Raw genomic sequence first — 16919 nt, forward strand, 5'->3', positions numbered from 1 at the left:
GTCTTATGACAAGAGACGGGGACTGTCGGCGTCACGACGCCCGTTATGGCGAGTTTCAAGGAGAGCAGACATGGGTGGCAATTTCAGCGTGAGCGGAACTGAGCTCAACCAACCTACGACGTCCGGCGTTTCGGACTGGCCAAGCCGCCACGCGATGATCCGTGCGGGGGTGACCGGCGGGCTGATCGGCGCCGTGATCATCTGGATTTACGAAGCCCTGATCTGGGTCGGGGCGCAGCACCTGATGCCGTTGGCAGGTATTCCGCGCAACGCGACGGGTCTGGTGTTCGGCAAGCAGGTGCAGGAGTCGATCGGTATATGGGCTTATGTGGTCGGCACGGGCATTCACTTCGTGTTCGCGATTGCGTGGGGCGTGCTGTTTGCGACGATCTGGCCTTACTTTCGCCGGCGCGGCTACGAAGCGACGTTGGTGGCGTTGTTTTACGCGGTGCTGGCGTGGATCGTGATGCATGTGGCGATCATGATCGCCTCCGACAATCACCCCAATTACTACGATCCGGCTGTGATCGTCGGCGGCTTCATGTCCCACTTCTTCTTCACCGTTCCGCTGGCCTTGACGGTGAAGCGAATGCTGCAGTCGCGGGGGGAATAGTACGGAGAACGCGATGCGCGTTTCTCAGCAAGACTGAATAAAAAAGTTCGACAACAGGTAGAAAACTGGAGATCTTGAGAATGATTAAAAGGACCAAGCGAGTAGAGGCAGTGTTGTGCGGGGTTGCGATGGCGGCCTCGGTGCCCGCTTTCGCTCAGAGCAGCGTCACGTTGTACGGCATTGTCGATAACGGCATCGCCTATCAAAGCAATTCGTCGAGCCTCGGCTCGACGAGCGGAGGGAAATCGGTCGTCAAGATGACGCCGGGCGTGTGGGCGGGCAGCCGCTTTGGCTTGAAAGGCGGCGAAGATCTGGGCGGCAACACGAAAGCGATTTTCCAGCTCGAGTCAGGCCTCAATTCGGCAACGGGCGCCCAGCAGTACACCAACGCGATGTTCGGTCGCCAGGCGTGGGTCGGTGTGACCAACCCGGCGTACGGGACCTTCACCGCAGGCCGGCAATACGCGTCGTATTACCAGATGCTGTCTTCCTATAGCCCGACGACGTGGCTCACGGGTTTTTACGGCGCGCATCCTGGCGATATCGACGGCCTCGACACCATCTACCGTGCGAACAACACGCTGGAATACACGTCGCCGACGCTCTATGGCCTGACGGTCAGCGGCTCGTATTCGTTGGGCGGCGTCGCGGGCAGCGTGAACAGGGGTTCGACGTGGGCGACGGCGGCGAAGTATGTGATGGGTCCGGTCGGCCTGGCGGTCGGCTTCTCGCGGATCAACAACTCGACGGAGGGCGGCGGCGCGTGGGGTGCGGATTCGACGACCACGAACGGCGGCAGCCAGATCGGCGTATCCGCGCTGACGAACGGCTATCAGACCGCGCAGGCGCAGCAGCGCTTCGCGGTGGGCGCCGGCTATACCTTCAACAGCGCGTGGGACGTCACGGCCACCTACTCGAACGTTCAGTACATTCCTGGCAGCGGCTCGAAGTTCCACGACACGGCGATCTTCAATACCGGCGGCGCCGTATTGCACTGGAAGCCGCTCACCACCTGGGATTTCGGCGCTGGCTACAGCTACACGCGCGCCACGCGTGCGAACGGCATCCAGAGTAACGCGCAGTACCAGCAGTTCAATCTCTCCGAGTATTACTCGTTGTCGAAGCGCACCGGTCTTTACGCGCTGGAGGCTTATCAGAAGGCGAGCGGCAAGACGCTGGGAACGAACGGCGCCGGGCAGATCATCAATGCGACAGCGACGCTCGGCGACGGCTTCAATACGACGCCATCGTCGTCGGCCAGCCAGTTTGCGTTCGGCGTGGGCATCGTTCACCGGTTCTGATCCGCGGCTGACGCCGCAATCATCCCGCTGCTATCCGCTTCATCGCTACACCGCCTGTTTCGGGCGGTGTAGCGATGTGCTTTTTCCCCTTGAACTCCGCAAACTTTTACGCTATAAATGCGAACGATTCGCATTTGCGATTGTAAGATAAAACAACAGGATGTTTCGACATGCGCGAAACATCGCTTCGCGGGGAAGTCATGCAACGTGGTGCATTAAACAAAATCAAAGGCCGATTCTGGGCGTCGAAGGAATTTCGATCATTGGCAGCAGCAGGAATCATTGGGGTGGGTTGTCCTGTCGCAACATACGGGCAGGCTAGCGGCGCCGGCGCAACGGAGGCGGTTCAAGCCGACGCGGAGTCGAGCGCGGAGCAGGGTGCAAAGCAACTCGCACCGGTTCGCGTCACCGGCAGCAAGGATCGCAGCGGCTATGCGCCCGCCACGGTCGAGACCGGGCCGTATCGTGGCCTCAATGCGCTCGATGTTCCCGCCACGGTGAACGTCGTGACGCGCGAAGTGATGGATGAACAGGGCGATACCGGACTCTACGACGCGCTGCGCAACGTGGCGGGCGTGACCCGGCAACAACTGAACGGCCTCGCGTACGATAACCTGGCAATCCGCGGTATCACGCTCGACAATCGTTCGAGCTACTACCTGAACGGCGTCCTGCCGATCGACAACAACATCTGGATGCCGATGCAGGACAAGGAGCGCGTCGAAGTGCTCAAGGGCGCATCCGCCCTGTACTACGGTTTCGCCGTGCCGGCCGGCATCGTCAACATGGTCATGAAGCGCGCGGGCAGCGAACCCGTGACGAGCGTCTCCCTGCTGGGCGATACCAACGGCTCGATCGGCGTGCATGCCGACATCGCGCGCCGTTTCGGACCTGACAATCAGTTCGGCATCCGCGTCAACGCGATGGACCAGCACGTGGAAACGCCGATCGACGGCGATCGTGGCTATCGCAAGTTCGCGAGCGTCGCGCTCGACTGGCAAGCGACTCGCAAGCTGTCGTTCAAATATGACCTGGAGCGTATCGAGCAACGTGTGGTCGAGCAGGCGGGCATTGTGCCGCTCGCCGCGAAAAACGGCGTCATCAGCCTGCCCGCACTGCCCGATGCCAGCCGCCTGCTCTCGCCGAACGACAAACCGACCACCGCCACCGCGACGAGCCAGATCCTGCGTGCCGACTATCTGTTCTCCGAAAACTGGAGCGCGAGCTTCACCGTCGGCCAGTCGATTACGCGTCGCGACCGCTGGCTGTGGGTCTTCCAGAAGTTCAACGTCAACACCGGTGCGGGCACCTTGCAGGGCAGCAAGCAGAACGGCCAGATGTACGAGAACAAGAACGTGCGTTTCGAAGTGAACGGGCTCTTCAAGACGGGCTCGATCGGCCATGACGTGACCTTCGGCGCGGTCGACAACTGGCTGTTCCAGCCGGACTTCACGACCTATTACTACACCGCGAGCCAGAATCTCTACAACCCGGTCAGCATCACCTCGCTGACTGCCGCGGGCTCGAAGCAGTTCTACGCGCAGCACGTCAACAATCGCGGCGTGTACGTATTCGATCGAATCGAACTGACGCCGAAATGGCAGTTCGTCGCAGGCTTGCGACGCTCGGAGTATCGAAGCACACAAGCGGGTACGGCGACCTATGACGTGAGCAAGACCACACCGTCGGCCAGTCTTGTCTTCAAGGTGACGCCGCAGACCAGTATCTACGCGAGTTATATCGAAGGGCTCGAGTCGAGCGGCGCCGCGCCGGCCACGGCAGCGAACGCCTATCAGGTGCTGCCGGCCGCCGTCAGCCGTCAGGAGGAAATCGGCATCCGGCATCGCTTCGGTAACAACACCCTGGCGTCGGTGGCGCTGTTCAACCTGCGTCAGCCATCGGCCGGGACGAATGCCAACAACGTGTATGCGCTCAATGGCAACGCCCGCTATCGAGGGCTGGAGTTCTCGCTTCAGGGCGATTTGACCCGGGATATCGCCGTGGTCGCGACCGGCATGCTGCTCGATGCACGTGTTGTCGATTCGTCGGATACGTCGCTAATCGGCAAAACGCCGGAAAACACGCCGCATGTGACGGGCAGCCTGTTCGCTACTTACCGTGTTCCGCTAATCGCCGGATTGTCGTTCAACGGCGGGGTGTACTACGTCGGGCCGCGTCCGGTGAACGACGCCAATCAGGCGACCATTGGCGGCTACACGCTGATTTCGGCGGGCGCACGCTATTCGACGCGTCTCTTCGGCAAGCGGGCCACGTTCCAGGCCAATCTCGAGAACGCGGCCAACAGGCATTACTGGAGCGCGGCCGGTTCGAGTCAGCTTGCCGTCGGGCTGGAGCGCACGCTTGCGCTGACTTCGACGTTCGAATTCTGAGCGGCTTCATCGCATCGCATCACTTCACAGGATTGTTTTCATGGCTGATTTGAACTTGACGCATTGCCGTTCTGCCGTACGTGGTTTTTTCAAAGTGCGACTGCGCCGGCTCGTCTTGCTGGGCACGCTTGCCGGCATGCTGTGCGTGCCGGTTGCGCGCGCACAGCAACAGGAGGCCCAGGCAAGCGCAGCGAAGAAGGTTCTGTATGTCACGCGTCTCCAGCATCGGGACAGGGTGATCGACGACAAGGTGCGTGCCTATCTCGAGAAGCGCGGGCTGAGCGTGACGATGGTCGATCAGACCACGCCGTCGAGCGCGGCGCTCGGCAACGATCTGGTGATCATTTCGTCGGTGGTCAGTGCGCGCGACCTGGCGGGCACCTCGTACAAGGACGTTAGCGTGCCGCTGCTCACCTGGGAGGCGGATCTCTTCGATTCGCTGCGCTTTACGGGTGCGAAGAAAGGCGAGGACTTCGGCGAGGTCGAAAAGGAACATTACATCAATGTGGTGAACGCACCGAGTCCGCTTGCCGGCGGGGTGCCCGCGGGGAAGCGCTGGGTCTATCCGCGCGATGACGAAATGGGCTGGGGTAAGCCGGCGCCGGGCGCGACCGTCATCGCGACGATTCCAGGCGAGCCGCAGCACGCGGTGGTGTTTGCCTACGAAAAGGGCGCAACGATGGACTATGACTTCATCGCGCCGGCACGGCGAGTGGCGCTGTTTCTGGGTAACCGTACCTTCGAAAAGCTCAGTCCCGACGGCACGGCCTTGTTCGACGCGGCGCTCGACTGGGCCATCTCGACTGACGGCGCTGCTGCCGGACAACAGCGGTCAGATCGGACCGGCGCGCTCGAGTAAGACGGTGCCTGTGGGCGTGAGCCAATCCGGCCGCTCGTCGACAAGCGACCGGATCGAGCCGCGGTCCTTAGCCCTTGCGGAACACAGGCGCGCCCCACGGCGCACCGATGGTGCCGCCGTCTACGACGATTTCCGCCGCTGTGATTCCCGAAGCATCATCGGACGCGAGGAACAGTGCGGCCCTGGCAACCTCTTCAGGTGTCGCGAGGCGAGCCATCGGAATGCGCGGCGCGAACGCTTCTTCGGTCCCGTCGATCGTTGCGCCGGCCCGCGCGCCGCGCGTCCAGATCGGCGTACGTGTGCCGCCTGGAATCACCGTGTTGACGCGAATGCCGCGCTGCACGAGTTCAGACGCAAATACCTTCGCCATGCCGGTGATGCCCGCCTTCGTAGCGGCATAGGCGGCCGACCCCGGCGAGCCTAGCTCGCGCATCACGGAACCGTTCAGCACGATCGAACCACCGGCGCTCATCAACGGAAGGGCCGCTTGAACCGTGAGAAAGACCGCGGTGAGATTGGTGCGAAGCACCGCCTCGAACGCGGCGGCGGTCGTGTTGCCGAGCGGCGTGGGACCGGAGATCCCGGCGTTGGCGAAAACGACGTCGAGCGATCCGAATGCTTCCTTGATCTGCTTGAACATCGGCGCGATCGCGGTTTCATCGTCGAGATCGACTTGAATACCTAGTGCGTTTGCGCCGAGTTCGGATACCGCCGCATCCAGTTTGGCGCGATCGCGGCCAGTGATTGCAACACGGGCGCCTTCGGCGATCAAAAGCTGCGCAGCAGCAAAGCCAATGCCGCTGTTGCCGCCGGTGACGAGTGCAGTCTTTCCAGTAAAACGCATGTCCTTCTCCTGTATTCCTGGGTGTACCAGGCCGCGAAATTGCGTCGAAAGCCGCGCCTGATGGCGGCGCGAAATCCTCTTATGCCGCGCTGGACAGCCGCTGCATCCGGATTGGCATGAACATCGTCAACACGTCATTCTGTATGTTGATCGTCATGCAGAAATTCAGTATTATTCCCATCATGCAGATTGTCAAGAGTGATGAGACGAAAAATGGGTTATTCGCAGGCACAAAAAGCTGAGAGCAGGCAGCGCGTTCTGGAGACCGCGTCCAGGCAGATCCGCGAACACGGCATCGAGGCGCTCGGCGTCGCCGACTGCATGCGCAGCGCGGGGCTCACGCACGGCGCGTTCTACGGCCATTTTTCGTCGCGTGATGCGTTGATCCTGGAAGCGCTCGAACACGCGGTCAGTCAGAGCGAAAAACGCATGGCGTCGGTCACAGCTGGTTCAGGAAAGCGTGGGCAGACGCCTCTGCGATCTATTGCCGAGGCGTTCCTCAATGAGCGTCACGTGAAGAATCCGGGCAACGGATGCGCGTTGTGCGCGCTCGCTGGAGAGGCGCGTCATGCGAATCCGGACGTCAGGGAACAGCTGACAAAGTACGTGCGCCAACTGGCGTCGCGAATAGCGCAAGCCGTGTCCAGCGATAGCGAAGAGATGGCGCTCGGTATCGTCGCGACGATCGTGGGGGCCATTACGCTTGCGCGCGCGGTGGACGACGACAAACTGGCGAAGTCGATTCTCGGCGCATCGCTCGCGCTGGTCATGACCCACGACGGCGGCGCGCAGTAGCTTCGCGTTAGCGTCGCAGGGATTGTGCGACTGCGCGTTAAACGCTCATGCCGAGATCGGCGAAGCTGATCGTTTGCGCGTTGCACGCTTGCATCAGCGCCGTGTCATAGCTCGAGAAAAAGACCGTGCGGTCTTCGGCCAGCGTTTTGAACCAATCGACCAGCACGGCGCGCGCGGCTGCGTCGAGTCCGCCGGTCGGCTCATCCGCGATGATGACGGCGGGCCTGCCGAGCGCGGTCGCTGTCAGGAACATTTTCTTCCGGGTGCCGAACGACATCTGCTCGAAGCGTTTCTCGAGATGCGGCGCGAGCCCGAAGCGGTGCGCGAGGTCGAGCGTGCGGCTGTCGACTATCGTTTGTCTGGTCGACGCTACCTGGTCGAGAAACGCGCGGCCGGTTTGCAGCGGATTCGCGATGCAGTCGTCGGGGATCGACGCGAGTGTCGATCTGGCCTCGAGCGGGGCGGTGCGCAGCGAATGGGCGTCGAGCCACACCTCGCCTTCGTCGGCCTCGATCGTTCCTGCGAGGATGCCGAGCAAGGTGGACTTGCCGCTGCCGGATTCATCGTTGAGCGCCACGCATCCTGCGCCGATGCTGTAACGCAATCCCTGAAAAATGATGCGTTCGCCGTAGCGTTTGCAGAGATTCTCGAATCGAAGCATGAATTGCAGAGTTTGTCTGACGAAGATGGGTCGCGCGAGCGGCGCTCGAGATCATGCCAGACAGTTCCGGTTTCGGCGAGCGTCTCGCGCCAGCGGCGGCATTTCTGTGCCGCAAGCACGCGGTCACGACATTGACCGCGCCGTAGCGCCGTCGCCTCGCTTCGATGTCGATGTCAGCGGCGCGGCCGTATCAACCCGCATCACGCACCCAGTTGCCCCCATGCGCGGCGGCTTGCGCAGCAGGCGAGGTCGCAAGATAGGCGAGCGCCTGCTCGGTGGAACCTTCGTGATGCGGCGAATAGCGCGGACTGAAATAGCGCAGCGCTGCGGCGATCATTTTCCAGAACGACGGCAGGCAACGGCGCCGCGCGCCGGTGCGCCAGGCGAGCATAAAACCTCGGTACGCACCGGCATCGGGATCGCGCTCGTGCATGTAGCGCGCACCGCGCGTCAGAAAGTACAGCAGAAGCATGATGGTCGAAAGCATGTGAAAGCAGCGTTCGAAGTAACTGCCGCCCATATGCCGGAAGATGTCGAAGGCCACGGTGCGATGCTCCACTTCTTCGGCGCCGTGCCAGCGCAGCAGGTCGAGCATGGTGGGGTCGGCATCGGCGGCATCGAGCCCGTCGGCATTGAGCACCCAATTGCCGAGGTAGCCGAAAAAATGTTCCAGTGCGGCGATGATGCCGAGTTGCTGGCGCAGCCAGAAGCGCGTTTTGCCGATCTTCAGCCCAAGCGGTTGCTCCCCGAGCAGCTTGCCGAACAACCAGTCGAGTTTCTTTGTGAAGGGTTGCGTGTCGATGCCGTGAGCCTTGTAGTAGTGCGTGAGCACACCGCCGTGCGAGCGCGAATGCACCGCTTCCTGCCTGAGGAACCCTTGTGCGTCGTCATGCAGCGCCGGATCGGTGATCAGCGGCAGCGCCTTGTTGTAGACGCGGCAAAACCACAGTTCGCCGGCAGGAAACAGCAGGTTCAGCACATTGATGACGTGCGTGCTCGACGGGTCGCCGGGAACCCATTGGATGGGCGTTCGGCTCCAGTCGAACTTCACGTGGCGTGCCTTGATCTTGTACGGGGTGGCTGCTTCTGTCATGACGGTCTCCGGCGTCCTGTTGGCGATGTCGTATCCGGTTGCGCGCCGCCTTCAGCGCCTTCAGCGTAATCGACGAGTTCGCGCACCATCTGCGCCATCTGTTCGGGATGGGTGAGCGGCACCCAATGCCGTTCGGCCAGTTCGCGGCGCCAGTACTTCGGCACCCAGCGCGACAGATCTTCGGACAGCGCCGGGCTGACGTATTTGTCCAGTGTCGGCACGATCACCTGCACCGGCGCATGCGCGTAGCGTTGGCGCGGCGTGAACAGACAGCGAATGAAGTTGGCGCGATACAGCGATACGCCGCGTACGCCGTCCTGCGTTTGCGTCGGGCGAGGCGCGATCCGTGTCTTCTCCACACGAAGCAACACTCGCGGCCACGCCCGGCCGAGCCACAAACGCCAGATCAAGGCAGGGAGCACCGGCAAGTGGAACAGCAGCACATACCAGGACCGCACCAGCTGACCCGCTAGCTTGCCGATCGAGCGTGGCGTGGGATGCCGCAGCCGTGCTCGCATCCAGTACGCGACATGGTCGAGGCAAGGGCCGGAGCACGATGTGTATGAGGCAATACGCCCGCGCAGCCGTTCTTCGGTGACGAATTCCCAGCCCTGGATCGAACCCCAGTCGTGCGCGACCAGATGAACCGCGCGATGGGGACTCACCGTGTCGATGACGGCAATGAAGTCGTCGGTCAGTTTTTCCAGGCAATAAGCCGCCGTACCCTTTGGCGCGGTGGATTGACCCGCGCCGCGAACATCGTAGGCGACCACATGGAAATCGTTTGCCAGTAGCGCGGCCAGAGCGTCCCAGACTTCGCTGCTGTCGGGGTAGCCGTGCACCAGTATCACGGTTGGCCGGTTGGGATCGCCCCATGCCCTGGCGGCGAGCGCCACGTCACACGAGCGCACCGTGAAGCCGGTGCAAGGCATGGCCGGCGATGCCGCGTATAGCGTGGGCGACGCGGGTTCGGTCAGAAGCGGCATGGGCGCCTCCGTCATGCAGCGAACTGTGCCTGCCCGCGCTGCACCCAGCGGCGCACATGCGGCAGGTCGTCGTCGAGCCAGTAGGCGTCGTCATCGGTGATGACCAGCAATTCTTCGAATTTGGCGCCCACGCCCTGAAAGCCGAGATGCGGCTCGACGGCCCACAGGCCGGGCGTCGGCGCGTGATCCGAGCGGCGATCGATCGACCACAGCGGCGACCAGCCTTCCTTCCTGCCTGCGCCGGCCTGGTCGAGGATCAGATTGCGCGTGGCGTTCAGGCCGAAACGCGCGACGAAGCGCGGCTTGGCGGGGTTGTGCAGCTTCGCGACACGATGCGCCAGCACCTTGAACGGGTAAGCTTTGTGGCGCGGCTCCACGCCCTGTTTCCTGCACAACTGGTCGACTGCGCGCGCGACGTCGGCAAGCGTGCGCCGCTGCTTCACCATGCTGACGATCAGCGCGCGATGTTCGGCCAGGTCGTCCTTCAGTTGTTCGAGAATGGGATTCGTGCCGACGCAGGTGGCGTAGCCGACATCGGCGATTACGCCGTTCAGTACCGGCGCCACGTCGAGAATGACCGGCATGTTTTCTTCCAGCCGGCGCGAACTCGGGAAGAACGCCAGGTTGAAGCCGGCCATGTGCGACAGCCCGGAAAAACCTTCGAAGGCGGTCCGGCCGCCGAACCAGGCGAAGGGTTTGTGCAGCCAGTCACGCACGCCGTGGTCCTGCAACCAGACGGTCAGCAGCCGGGCGGCGTCTTTTTCCGTGATGCCCGGCCGGAGCATGCCGCCGACGCTCTCGACGCACCGATAAGCCAGTTGCTGGACTTGGCGGAACTGCGCCAGTTCGTCCACGTCGACGTGTGGAATGGCCTTGTCACCCATACCTGTCTCCCGAATAGGCTGTCCGGCGGGCGTGCGGCTGCCCGTCACAATGACATTTTTTATTGTTACATTGAATAATGTAACGATTGGATGCTACACCAAGGAAATGGCTCGTCCACTGGTTGTTTTCCCTGGTGGGCCGCGATGAAGGGCAACAGGATCGCTGTCGATTTTGCGGTGTGCCGTTCGTCGTGCTTACAGGGGCGCGGTGCGGCGATGGCGGGTCGAAACCACGTCGCTTTCCGTCCCCGATTCGATTGTTAATCCGAAAGGAGCGCGTTCATGACTTACGTCGATGGATTTGTCGTGCCGGTAGCCACGGTCGACCGTGACAAATACAGAAAACAGGCTGAAATGGCCGCGGGCGTCTTCAAGGAGAACGGCGCGTTGCAGGTGGTCGAGTGCTGGGGAGATGACGTCCCGGAGGGCAAGCTGACGTCGTTTCCGATGGCGGTAAAACGCAGGGACGACGAAACGGTGGTGTTTTCCTGGGTGGTCTGGCCGTCGCGTCAGGTGCGCGATGAGGGTATGAAAAAAGTGATGGCGGATCCGCGGCTGCAGCCGGACGTGAATCCGATGCCTTTCGACGGCAAGCGGCTGATCTACGGTGGCTTCGAAGTCATCGTGGATGTGTGAGTCGAAGTCTCAGCGGAGGCCGGGGTAGCGTGCATGCGCCATGCTCGATCTGGAGCAGTTTATTAAGTCCTCGAAAAATAGCGCTGGCGCACCCCGGTACTTCCGGAAATCATCTGTCATGCCATTCAGTGTTTATGGCGCATCCACCAGTCCCTGATCTGATGCGTGTCCAGCCAACGGGCAGCCGGCTGGTCCTTGTGTTCCCGCCTGTAGCGGGTCGCGACAAATACCACGACGCATAGCAGCACCGCGATTCCCACGACAAAACTGACCATTGACTCAGTCATGGCAACCTCCTTTGAGGTCAGAACCATGCCTGTATTTTAGGTGACCGGAGAAATAGCGACGGCATGCGCCGATATCTGCTGCGCAGAGCGATAGTTGAGGTCCTCCGACCACGGAGATACACTCGAACCGAGTCAAATCCTGGAGCGATGCCATGGCCGACGCTACGCCTCAAAGCACCTTTCGCGGTCTTCCCTTGACTCCGGAACAGGACGCGGAAGTCAGACACTACATAAAAATCAAAAAACGGCATGGCGCGCCGTGGGACACGCCGGAGTTGGCGGCCATGCTTCGGGACATGCTGGAGCCTCCGGGCGACGACGACGCAGAGTTCGACCCGATCGTCGATGAAGCGACGGCGGTGACGGAACGCGCGACTGCTTTCATCGACGATGACATGGACCCCATCGAGGCCGGCGAGGAGCGCAATGCCGCGATCGAAGCCGAAAGCATGAAGGGCTCCAAGCGTTGAAACGCAGACGGTGCGGATATTGCAGATAAGGCCTATCGCTCCCTGACGGCAGGGAGCGCGACTCGCTGCAGCACGGTCATCGGACCGAGATTCCTGATGATTTGCAGCTGTGCAGCGTCGCGCACGAAGAGCGATCCCGCGAACCCCAGCGCATTCACCGAAATGCCCTCGACGCATTCCGAAGACCTCGGCACGAGCAGCATCCATCGGGGGGTGACCAGCAGGTTATACGGCGCCGGGTGATGCAGCTCGCCATTGACTTCGATTGGTCGCAGGCCGGCGGCTTCGAGCAACGCGTGGTAGCAATCCAAAGCTGCATGTGCTGCGTGCCGCGAAGCCGCAGGAGCCCATTCCAGATGGGCGAAGGCGTGCCGAAAAGCCAAGACTGGAATCGTGCCGATCGGACCTTCCATGCGCGCCGCCGCGAGCACGGACTCGATGGGTAGCGGCGGACCTGATTCCCCAAGCGGCAACGGCACGATCTGCAGATGCTTGTGGGGCTGACTCGCGCCGGCGTCCACACCGCCGTTGTAGAAGCCCAGGCCGTCGAACTCGGCCATGCAGGCGATCAAGGCGGCGAAGTCCGCGAGATCGAGCAGCGTTTCCTGCGACCTGAAGCTCCTCGTGACGATCAGCAGATGATGGTCGATGACGTTGAACTTGTTGAGCAAGGCGACGTGGGTGTCCGAAATATCGGCCACGAAGAGGTCTGGGTCATAAGGCAGGAACGGATTGACCGCGCGGCGCGCGCCGGCATCCGCTTCAGGCGCGTGCCGGGCTGCCTTCTTGCGAGCGAGGCTCGAGACCTGGCGGACAAGGAAACTGATGCCGCATTCTTCGATCAGGGTCTGGGTGGTTTCGATCGGCCGCAGTGCGCCGCGGCGCAGCGCATGCCCGGTCCGGCGCAGAATGGCCGGCCACAGGGTGCCGGGCTGGAGAGATGGATGTTCCATGGATCAGCCAGACCGGCGTGCATGCTGCAAGCGCGCGTTTTGCTCATGCGCGTGTGGCCAATGCGCATGTCGCCTACGCGCATGCCGCCTACGCGCATGTCGCCTACGCGCATGTCGCCAAATGAGAGCAAGCGAGGCTACGCTTTGTAACCGATCGCACGCAACAGATTCTTGCGCCACTGAACGTCCTCTTCATTCTCCACACCAAGCGGTGGAAAGCCGTCGACCACCCCCAGGATGGCGCGTCCCTGGTCTGTCTCGGCAACCAGAATCTGTGTGGGATTCGCTGTCGCGCAGAAAATCCGGCATACCTCCGGCACGGTCTTGATCGCATTCAGAACGTTGACCGGGTAAAAGCCTTCGCCGAGAAAGATCATGAAGCAGTGGCCTGCCGCGATGGCCATCGCATTCTGGCATGCCAACTCGATCAGGTCGGCGTCCGTGCCGGACTGGCGCACGAGTCGCTTGGCCGACGCTTCGCAAAACGCCAAACCGAACTTGATGCCCGGAACGGTGCTGACCATGACCTCGTGAAGATCCTCGACAGACTTGATGAAGTGGCTTTGTCCCAGGATGAAGTTCGTCGTTTCGGGTTTGACGATTGTTACCGTAAGCAGATGCATATCGGACCTCGCTCTGTAGCACCAGAAACACCGGGGGAGAGGCAGCGGATGGCAGTTCGCCGGCTTGCGCTCGATGGCGCCCGACGGCGACGGCCTATCTTCGTTAATCAAGCGTAGTACAAACAGCGGTCGGCGGAAGTACCGGTCCGCTGATAGCGCGGCGATGTGACATCGCGTGTCCGTGGGCGGCGCGTTGCAGGCGTGCCGTCGCAGCCACAGCCACAGCCAGTAAGCGTCGAGCGAGATGAGGCGCATGGCAGCGCATTTCCTGCACTAGAATGAATTTTCACAGTACCGGACCGTGCCGGCGCGTCGTCTATGGCCGGCACAGATGGATTCATGTTGGAGGAACGCAATGCCGACGTACCAATATCGTTGCGAGAAGTGTGGCGAGTTGTTCGAGCACGCGGAACATCTCGCTGAACACGCGGATGCCCATCCGCGTTGCCCAAAGTGCGGAAGCGAGGCGTGTCAGCATGTACCGACGCCGTTTGTCGCCCTGACCTCGAAAAAGAGCTGAGTTTTACCGCTTCAGCGGCGATGCTCCATTTTTCGTGCATGAAGTATGCAGGCGAAGCCTGGGCGTGAGTATGTGTTAACGACGTAGTAAACTGGCTCATCAGAATGTGTCCCTTGTCCGGCATGGCTGGCTACGCCGCAAGTTCCATGCTTTGTGAACGCGCGGCCCCCGCTGCGCCGGCTTCAGTCAAAACCGCGTACGTTCGCCGTGCGCCGGCAGGGGAGGTCATGTCCCCTTGGCCGCGCCGGATATCGCAACGTGAACGCAACAACACAAGGACCCCATGAGTCGTCTAGTCGTCGTTTCCAATCGCACTGCCGATCCTCGCAAGCCTGCAGCTGGCGGACTCGCCGTAGCGTTACGCGAAAGCCTGCAACAGACTGGCGGGCTCTGGTTCGGCTGGAGCGGCAAGATCCAGGAAGCAGCGGATGCCGCACAACCCGGTCACGCCGACGTCCATATCCAGACGGCCGGCAACGTTACGCTTGCGACACTCGATCTGAGCCGGGAGGATCACGACACCTATTACCTGGGTTACGCGAACGATGTCTTGTGGCCGGTATTCCACTACCGGCTGGACCTGGCCAATTTCGACACGCGCTTCGCGGCGGGCTATCGCAGGGTCAACCAGTTATTCGCGCACAAGCTGCTGCCGCTGTTGAAGCCCGACGATCTCATCTGGGTTCACGATTATCAGTTGATCCCGCTCGCCGCCGAGTTGCGCGCCATGGGATGTACCAATCGCATTGGCTTCTTCCTGCATATTCCGATGCCGCCGCCGCTGATCATGGCGGCGATCCCGGAGCACGAATGGCTGATGCGCTCGCTGTTTGCATACGATCTGGTGGGCTTCCAGAGCGAAGCCGACCTGACGCATTTTTCTCACTACGTCGAATCGGAAGCGCAGGCGCAACGGTTGAGTCCGGATCGCCTCCGGGCGTTCAATCGAACGCTGCGGGTCGGCGCGTATCCCATCGGCATCGACGTCGACGAGTTCATTCGTCTTGCCGATTCGAAGGAAGGGCGCGACATGTTCGCCCGGATGCGCGCCGAATATTCGCGGCGGCGTCTGCTGGTGGGCGTCGACCGGTTGGATTACTCGAAGGGCCTGCCGCAGCGCATTCATGCATTCCGCGAGCTGTTGACCTACTACCCGGAAAATCGCAATAGCGCGACGCTGATCCAGATCGCTTCGCCTAGCCGCGAGGACGTCGGCGCTTACGACAATCTGCGGCGTCAGATGGATAGCCTGTGCGGCGCGATCAACGGCGACTTCGGCGAACTGGACTGGATGCCGCTGCGCTACATTCATCGCAACGTGGCCCGTAAGCGTCTGCCGGGCCTCTATCGCGCGAGCCGGGTCGCGCTCGTCACGCCGTTGCGCGACGGCATGAATCTGGTCGCGAAGGAATTCATCGCCGCACAAGATTCCGCCGACCCGGGCATGCTGGTGCTTTCGCGATTTGCCGGCGCCGCGGAGCAATTAAAGGAGGCACTGCTGGTCAACCCCTACGACACGCAGGGTACCGCGCAGGCCATTCAACGCGCGCTGACGATGTCGCTCGACGAGCGGATCAACCGGCATGAAGCGCTGCTGCGCCGGATCCGCAAGTTCGATGTGCACTGGTGGAGTTCGACCTTTCTGCAAGCGCTGGAAGAATGCGTCCCGAAAGAAGAAGCCGTCAAGGACGTGAGCCGAACCTCTGGCTGAAAGCCGGGCACGCGCGAGGCATCGCGCCCGGCGCGGCGGTCAGCGTCGTTCAGGAAGAATGATTCGTTCGTCTACCTGACGGATATCCGTATGGCCGCAGAAGGCCATCGTGATGTCCAGTTCCTTGTGGATGATCTTCAGGCACTGCTCGACACCCGCCTCGCCCATTGCACCCAGGCCGTAAAGGAAGCTGCGGCCGATCAGCGTGCCCTTGGCGCCGAGCGCAATGGCTTTCAGCACGTCCTGTCCGCTGCGGATGCCGCCGTCCATCCACACTTCGATGCGCGACCCGACCTCGCGTGCGATCTCTGGGAGCACCGAGATCGAGGAGGGCGCGCCGTCGAGTTGACGGCCGCCATGGTTGGAGACGATCAGTGCGTCGGCGCCGCTGTCGGCGGCGAGGCGCGCATCTTCGACATCCATGATGCCTTTCAGAATGAGTTTGCCGCCCCATTGCTTCTTGACCCATTCGACGTCTGCCCAGCTCAGCGCCGGATCGAACTGCTCGGCGGTCCACGAGCTGAGGGACGACAGATCGCCCACCCCCTTCGCATGACCGACGATGTTGCCGAACGTACGCCGCCGGGTGCCGAGCATGCCGAGGCACCAGCGCGGCCGGGTCGCGAGATTGACGAGGTTCGCGGGCGTCAGTTTGGGCGGCGCCGACAGCCCGTTCTTGATGTCCTTGTGGCGTTGGCCGAGGATCTGCAGATCCAGCGTCAGCATCAGCGCGCTGCACCGTGCCGCGCGAGCCCGCTCGATCAGGCGCACGATGAAATCGCGGTCGCGCATCATATAAAGCTGGAACCAGAACGGCTGGGTGGTTCCGGCAGCCACGTCCTCGATCGAGCAGATGCTCATGGTCGACAAGGTGAACGGCACACCGAACTTCTCAGCCGCGCGCGCAGCGAGAATTTCTCCGTCGGCGTGTTGCATGCCGGTCAAACCAGTCGGCGCGAGCGCCACCGGCATGGCGGCCGCCTGTCCCGCCATTTCCGTGCGCGTGCTGCGCCCCACCATGTTGACCGCCACTCGCTGACGCAGCTTCAGGCGCTGAAAGTCGCTTTCATTCGCGCGGTAGGTGCTCTCGGTCCACGAGCCGCTGTCGGCGTAGTCGTAGAACATGCGCGGCACGCGCCGTTGGGCAAGCACGCGTAAATCTTCAATGCAGGTGATGGCAGGCACGGTTTCTCTCAGCGCGGGGAAGAGCGACGAGTGTACGTGGTCGCTACGCTTGTCGGGTATTCAGGGAATTCCTGGGAAAGTTCAAACCTGCGCCTTGGCTCCATGCCG

Annotated in this window: 18 protein-coding genes and 1 pseudogene; 10 read left to right on the forward strand and 9 right to left on the reverse strand. The window is 61.9% G+C overall.

What is annotated here, in order from left to right:
• Positions 1 to 70: 70 nt before the first annotated feature.
• From DLM46_RS21265 to DLM46_RS21280, 4 genes are all read left to right on the forward strand, one after another.
• Complete coding sequence (locus tag DLM46_RS21265; RefSeq protein WP_115103493.1) at positions 71 to 613, forward strand: hypothetical protein; 543 nt, start codon at positions 71 to 73, stop codon at positions 611 to 613.
• A gap of 80 nt (positions 614 to 693) precedes the next feature.
• Positions 694 to 1914 (forward strand): porin, encoded by a 1221-nt coding sequence (locus tag DLM46_RS21270; protein ID WP_115103495.1) that lies wholly within the window; start codon positions 694 to 696, stop codon positions 1912 to 1914.
• A 263-nt stretch (positions 1915 to 2177) separates the two neighbouring features.
• On the forward strand, positions 2178 to 4304 hold the full coding sequence (locus tag DLM46_RS21275) for a TonB-dependent siderophore receptor (RefSeq protein ID WP_244306316.1): 2127 nt from the start codon (positions 2178 to 2180) through the stop codon (positions 4302 to 4304).
• 40 nt (positions 4305 to 4344) lie between these two features.
• The gene (locus tag DLM46_RS21280) at positions 4345 to 5163 is read left to right on the forward strand and encodes a hypothetical protein (RefSeq protein WP_115103497.1); all 819 of its coding nucleotides are present in this window, start codon (positions 4345 to 4347) and stop codon (positions 5161 to 5163) included.
• Between the two features lie 67 nt (positions 5164 to 5230).
• Here the strand turns inward: DLM46_RS21280 and DLM46_RS21285 are convergent, their stop codons facing one another.
• Positions 5231 to 6007, reverse strand: coding sequence for an SDR family NAD(P)-dependent oxidoreductase (locus DLM46_RS21285; protein ID WP_115103500.1), 777 nt, complete (start codon positions 6005 to 6007; stop codon positions 5231 to 5233).
• A gap of 213 nt (positions 6008 to 6220) precedes the next feature.
• On the opposite strand from DLM46_RS21285, the gene DLM46_RS21290 reads away from it, so the two are divergent.
• Positions 6221 to 6802: a TetR/AcrR family transcriptional regulator gene (locus tag DLM46_RS21290; protein WP_115103502.1), complete on the forward strand. Its 582-nt coding sequence runs from the start codon at positions 6221 to 6223 to the stop codon at positions 6800 to 6802.
• 37 nt (positions 6803 to 6839) lie between these two features.
• Here the strand turns inward: DLM46_RS21290 and DLM46_RS21295 are convergent, their stop codons facing one another.
• The 4 genes and pseudogenes from DLM46_RS21295 to DLM46_RS21310 all read right to left on the reverse strand — a co-directional run bounded on the left by DLM46_RS21295 (position 6840) and on the right by DLM46_RS21310 (position 10426).
• Positions 6840 to 7463, reverse strand: coding sequence for an ABC transporter ATP-binding protein (locus tag DLM46_RS21295; protein ID WP_115103504.1), 624 nt, complete (start codon positions 7461 to 7463; stop codon positions 6840 to 6842).
• A gap of 190 nt (positions 7464 to 7653) precedes the next feature.
• A complete protein-coding gene (locus DLM46_RS21300) occupies positions 7654 to 8556 on the reverse strand; it encodes a metal-dependent hydrolase (RefSeq protein WP_115103506.1) in 903 nt (300 codons plus the stop codon).
• Between the two features lie 8 nt (positions 8557 to 8564).
• Positions 8565 to 9488 (reverse strand): annotated as a pseudogene (locus DLM46_RS21305) (alpha/beta fold hydrolase); the annotation flags it as partial.
• A gap of 65 nt (positions 9489 to 9553) precedes the next feature.
• Positions 9554 to 10426: a M24 family metallopeptidase gene (locus DLM46_RS21310; protein WP_115103508.1), complete on the reverse strand. Its 873-nt coding sequence runs from the start codon at positions 10424 to 10426 to the stop codon at positions 9554 to 9556.
• A 282-nt stretch (positions 10427 to 10708) separates the two neighbouring features.
• Between DLM46_RS21310 and DLM46_RS21315 the strand changes: the two genes are divergently transcribed.
• The gene (locus DLM46_RS21315) at positions 10709 to 11062 is read left to right on the forward strand and encodes a DUF1428 domain-containing protein (protein WP_115103511.1); all 354 of its coding nucleotides are present in this window, start codon (positions 10709 to 10711) and stop codon (positions 11060 to 11062) included.
• Between the two features lie 125 nt (positions 11063 to 11187).
• On the opposite strand, the gene DLM46_RS39530 is transcribed toward DLM46_RS21315, so the two are convergent.
• Positions 11188 to 11349 carry a hypothetical protein gene (locus tag DLM46_RS39530; protein WP_165848031.1) on the reverse strand — a complete coding sequence of 54 codons (162 nt, stop codon included), beginning with the start codon at positions 11347 to 11349 and terminating at the stop codon, positions 11188 to 11190.
• Positions 11350 to 11501: 152 nt separating this feature from the next.
• Between DLM46_RS39530 and DLM46_RS21325 the strand changes: the two genes are divergently transcribed.
• Positions 11502 to 11819, forward strand: a complete 318-nt coding sequence (locus tag DLM46_RS21325; RefSeq protein ID WP_115103515.1) for a hypothetical protein — start codon at positions 11502 to 11504, stop codon at positions 11817 to 11819.
• 32 nt (positions 11820 to 11851) lie between these two features.
• On the opposite strand, the gene DLM46_RS21330 is transcribed toward DLM46_RS21325, so the two are convergent.
• Positions 11852 to 12772: an ATP adenylyltransferase family protein gene (locus DLM46_RS21330; protein ID WP_115103517.1), complete on the reverse strand. Its 921-nt coding sequence runs from the start codon at positions 12770 to 12772 to the stop codon at positions 11852 to 11854.
• Between DLM46_RS21330 and DLM46_RS39535 the strand changes: the two genes are divergently transcribed.
• On the forward strand, positions 12760 to 12897 hold the full coding sequence (locus DLM46_RS39535; RefSeq protein WP_165848023.1) for a hypothetical protein: 138 nt from the start codon (positions 12760 to 12762) through the stop codon (positions 12895 to 12897). The genes DLM46_RS21330 and DLM46_RS39535 overlap by 13 nt on opposite strands.
• Positions 12898 to 12909: 12 nt before the next feature.
• Here the strand turns inward: DLM46_RS39535 and DLM46_RS21335 are convergent, their stop codons facing one another.
• A complete protein-coding gene (locus DLM46_RS21335; protein ID WP_115103636.1) occupies positions 12910 to 13395 on the reverse strand; it encodes an adenosine-specific kinase in 486 nt (161 codons plus the stop codon).
• A gap of 355 nt (positions 13396 to 13750) precedes the next feature.
• On the opposite strand from DLM46_RS21335, the gene DLM46_RS21340 reads away from it, so the two are divergent.
• Entirely contained in the window at positions 13751 to 13915 is a 165-nt protein-coding gene (locus DLM46_RS21340) for an FmdB family zinc ribbon protein (RefSeq protein WP_115103519.1), read from the forward strand.
• Between the two features lie 283 nt (positions 13916 to 14198).
• Complete coding sequence (otsA, locus tag DLM46_RS21345) at positions 14199 to 15626, forward strand: alpha,alpha-trehalose-phosphate synthase (UDP-forming) (protein ID WP_115103522.1); 1428 nt, start codon at positions 14199 to 14201, stop codon at positions 15624 to 15626.
• Between the two features lie 39 nt (positions 15627 to 15665).
• Here otsA and DLM46_RS21350 read toward each other — a convergent pair whose 3' ends face one another.
• Positions 15666 to 16811 (reverse strand): alpha-hydroxy acid oxidase, encoded by a 1146-nt coding sequence (locus DLM46_RS21350; protein ID WP_115103524.1) that lies wholly within the window; start codon positions 16809 to 16811, stop codon positions 15666 to 15668.
• Positions 16812 to 16919: the final 108 nt, after the last annotated feature.

The sequence above is a fragment of the Paraburkholderia lacunae genome (assembly GCF_003353175.1).
Classification (GTDB): domain Bacteria; phylum Pseudomonadota; class Gammaproteobacteria; order Burkholderiales; family Burkholderiaceae; genus Paraburkholderia; species Paraburkholderia lacunae.

Coding starts and splice junctions, on each gene's coding strand:
- DLM46_RS39530 (WP_165848031.1), bottom strand. CDS start 11,349: ATGACTGAGTCAATGGTCAGTTTTGTCGTGGGAATCGCGGTGCTGCTA.
- DLM46_RS21315 (WP_115103511.1), top strand. CDS start 10,709: ATGACTTACGTCGATGGATTTGTCGTGCCGGTAGCCACGGTCGACCGT.
- DLM46_RS21330 (WP_115103517.1), bottom strand. CDS start 12,772: ATGGAACATCCATCTCTCCAGCCCGGCACCCTGTGGCCGGCCATTCTG.
- DLM46_RS21280 (WP_115103497.1), top strand. CDS start 4,345: ATGGCTGATTTGAACTTGACGCATTGCCGTTCTGCCGTACGTGGTTTT.
- DLM46_RS21285 (WP_115103500.1), bottom strand. CDS start 6,007: ATGCGTTTTACTGGAAAGACTGCACTCGTCACCGGCGGCAACAGCGGC.
- DLM46_RS21265 (WP_115103493.1), top strand. CDS start 71: ATGGGTGGCAATTTCAGCGTGAGCGGAACTGAGCTCAACCAACCTACG.
- DLM46_RS21270 (WP_115103495.1), top strand. CDS start 694: ATGATTAAAAGGACCAAGCGAGTAGAGGCAGTGTTGTGCGGGGTTGCG.
- DLM46_RS21300 (WP_115103506.1), bottom strand. CDS start 8,556: ATGACAGAAGCAGCCACCCCGTACAAGATCAAGGCACGCCACGTGAAG.
- DLM46_RS21310 (WP_115103508.1), bottom strand. CDS start 10,426: ATGGGTGACAAGGCCATTCCACACGTCGACGTGGACGAACTGGCGCAG.
- otsA (WP_115103522.1), top strand. CDS start 14,199: ATGAGTCGTCTAGTCGTCGTTTCCAATCGCACTGCCGATCCTCGCAAG.
- DLM46_RS39535 (WP_165848023.1), top strand. CDS start 12,760: ATGGATGTTCCATGGATCAGCCAGACCGGCGTGCATGCTGCAAGCGCG.
- DLM46_RS21335 (WP_115103636.1), bottom strand. CDS start 13,395: ATGCATCTGCTTACGGTAACAATCGTCAAACCCGAAACGACGAACTTC.
- DLM46_RS21340 (WP_115103519.1), top strand. CDS start 13,751: ATGCCGACGTACCAATATCGTTGCGAGAAGTGTGGCGAGTTGTTCGAG.
- DLM46_RS21295 (WP_115103504.1), bottom strand. CDS start 7,463: ATGCTTCGATTCGAGAATCTCTGCAAACGCTACGGCGAACGCATCATT.
- DLM46_RS21290 (WP_115103502.1), top strand. CDS start 6,221: ATGGGTTATTCGCAGGCACAAAAAGCTGAGAGCAGGCAGCGCGTTCTG.
- DLM46_RS21325 (WP_115103515.1), top strand. CDS start 11,502: ATGGCCGACGCTACGCCTCAAAGCACCTTTCGCGGTCTTCCCTTGACT.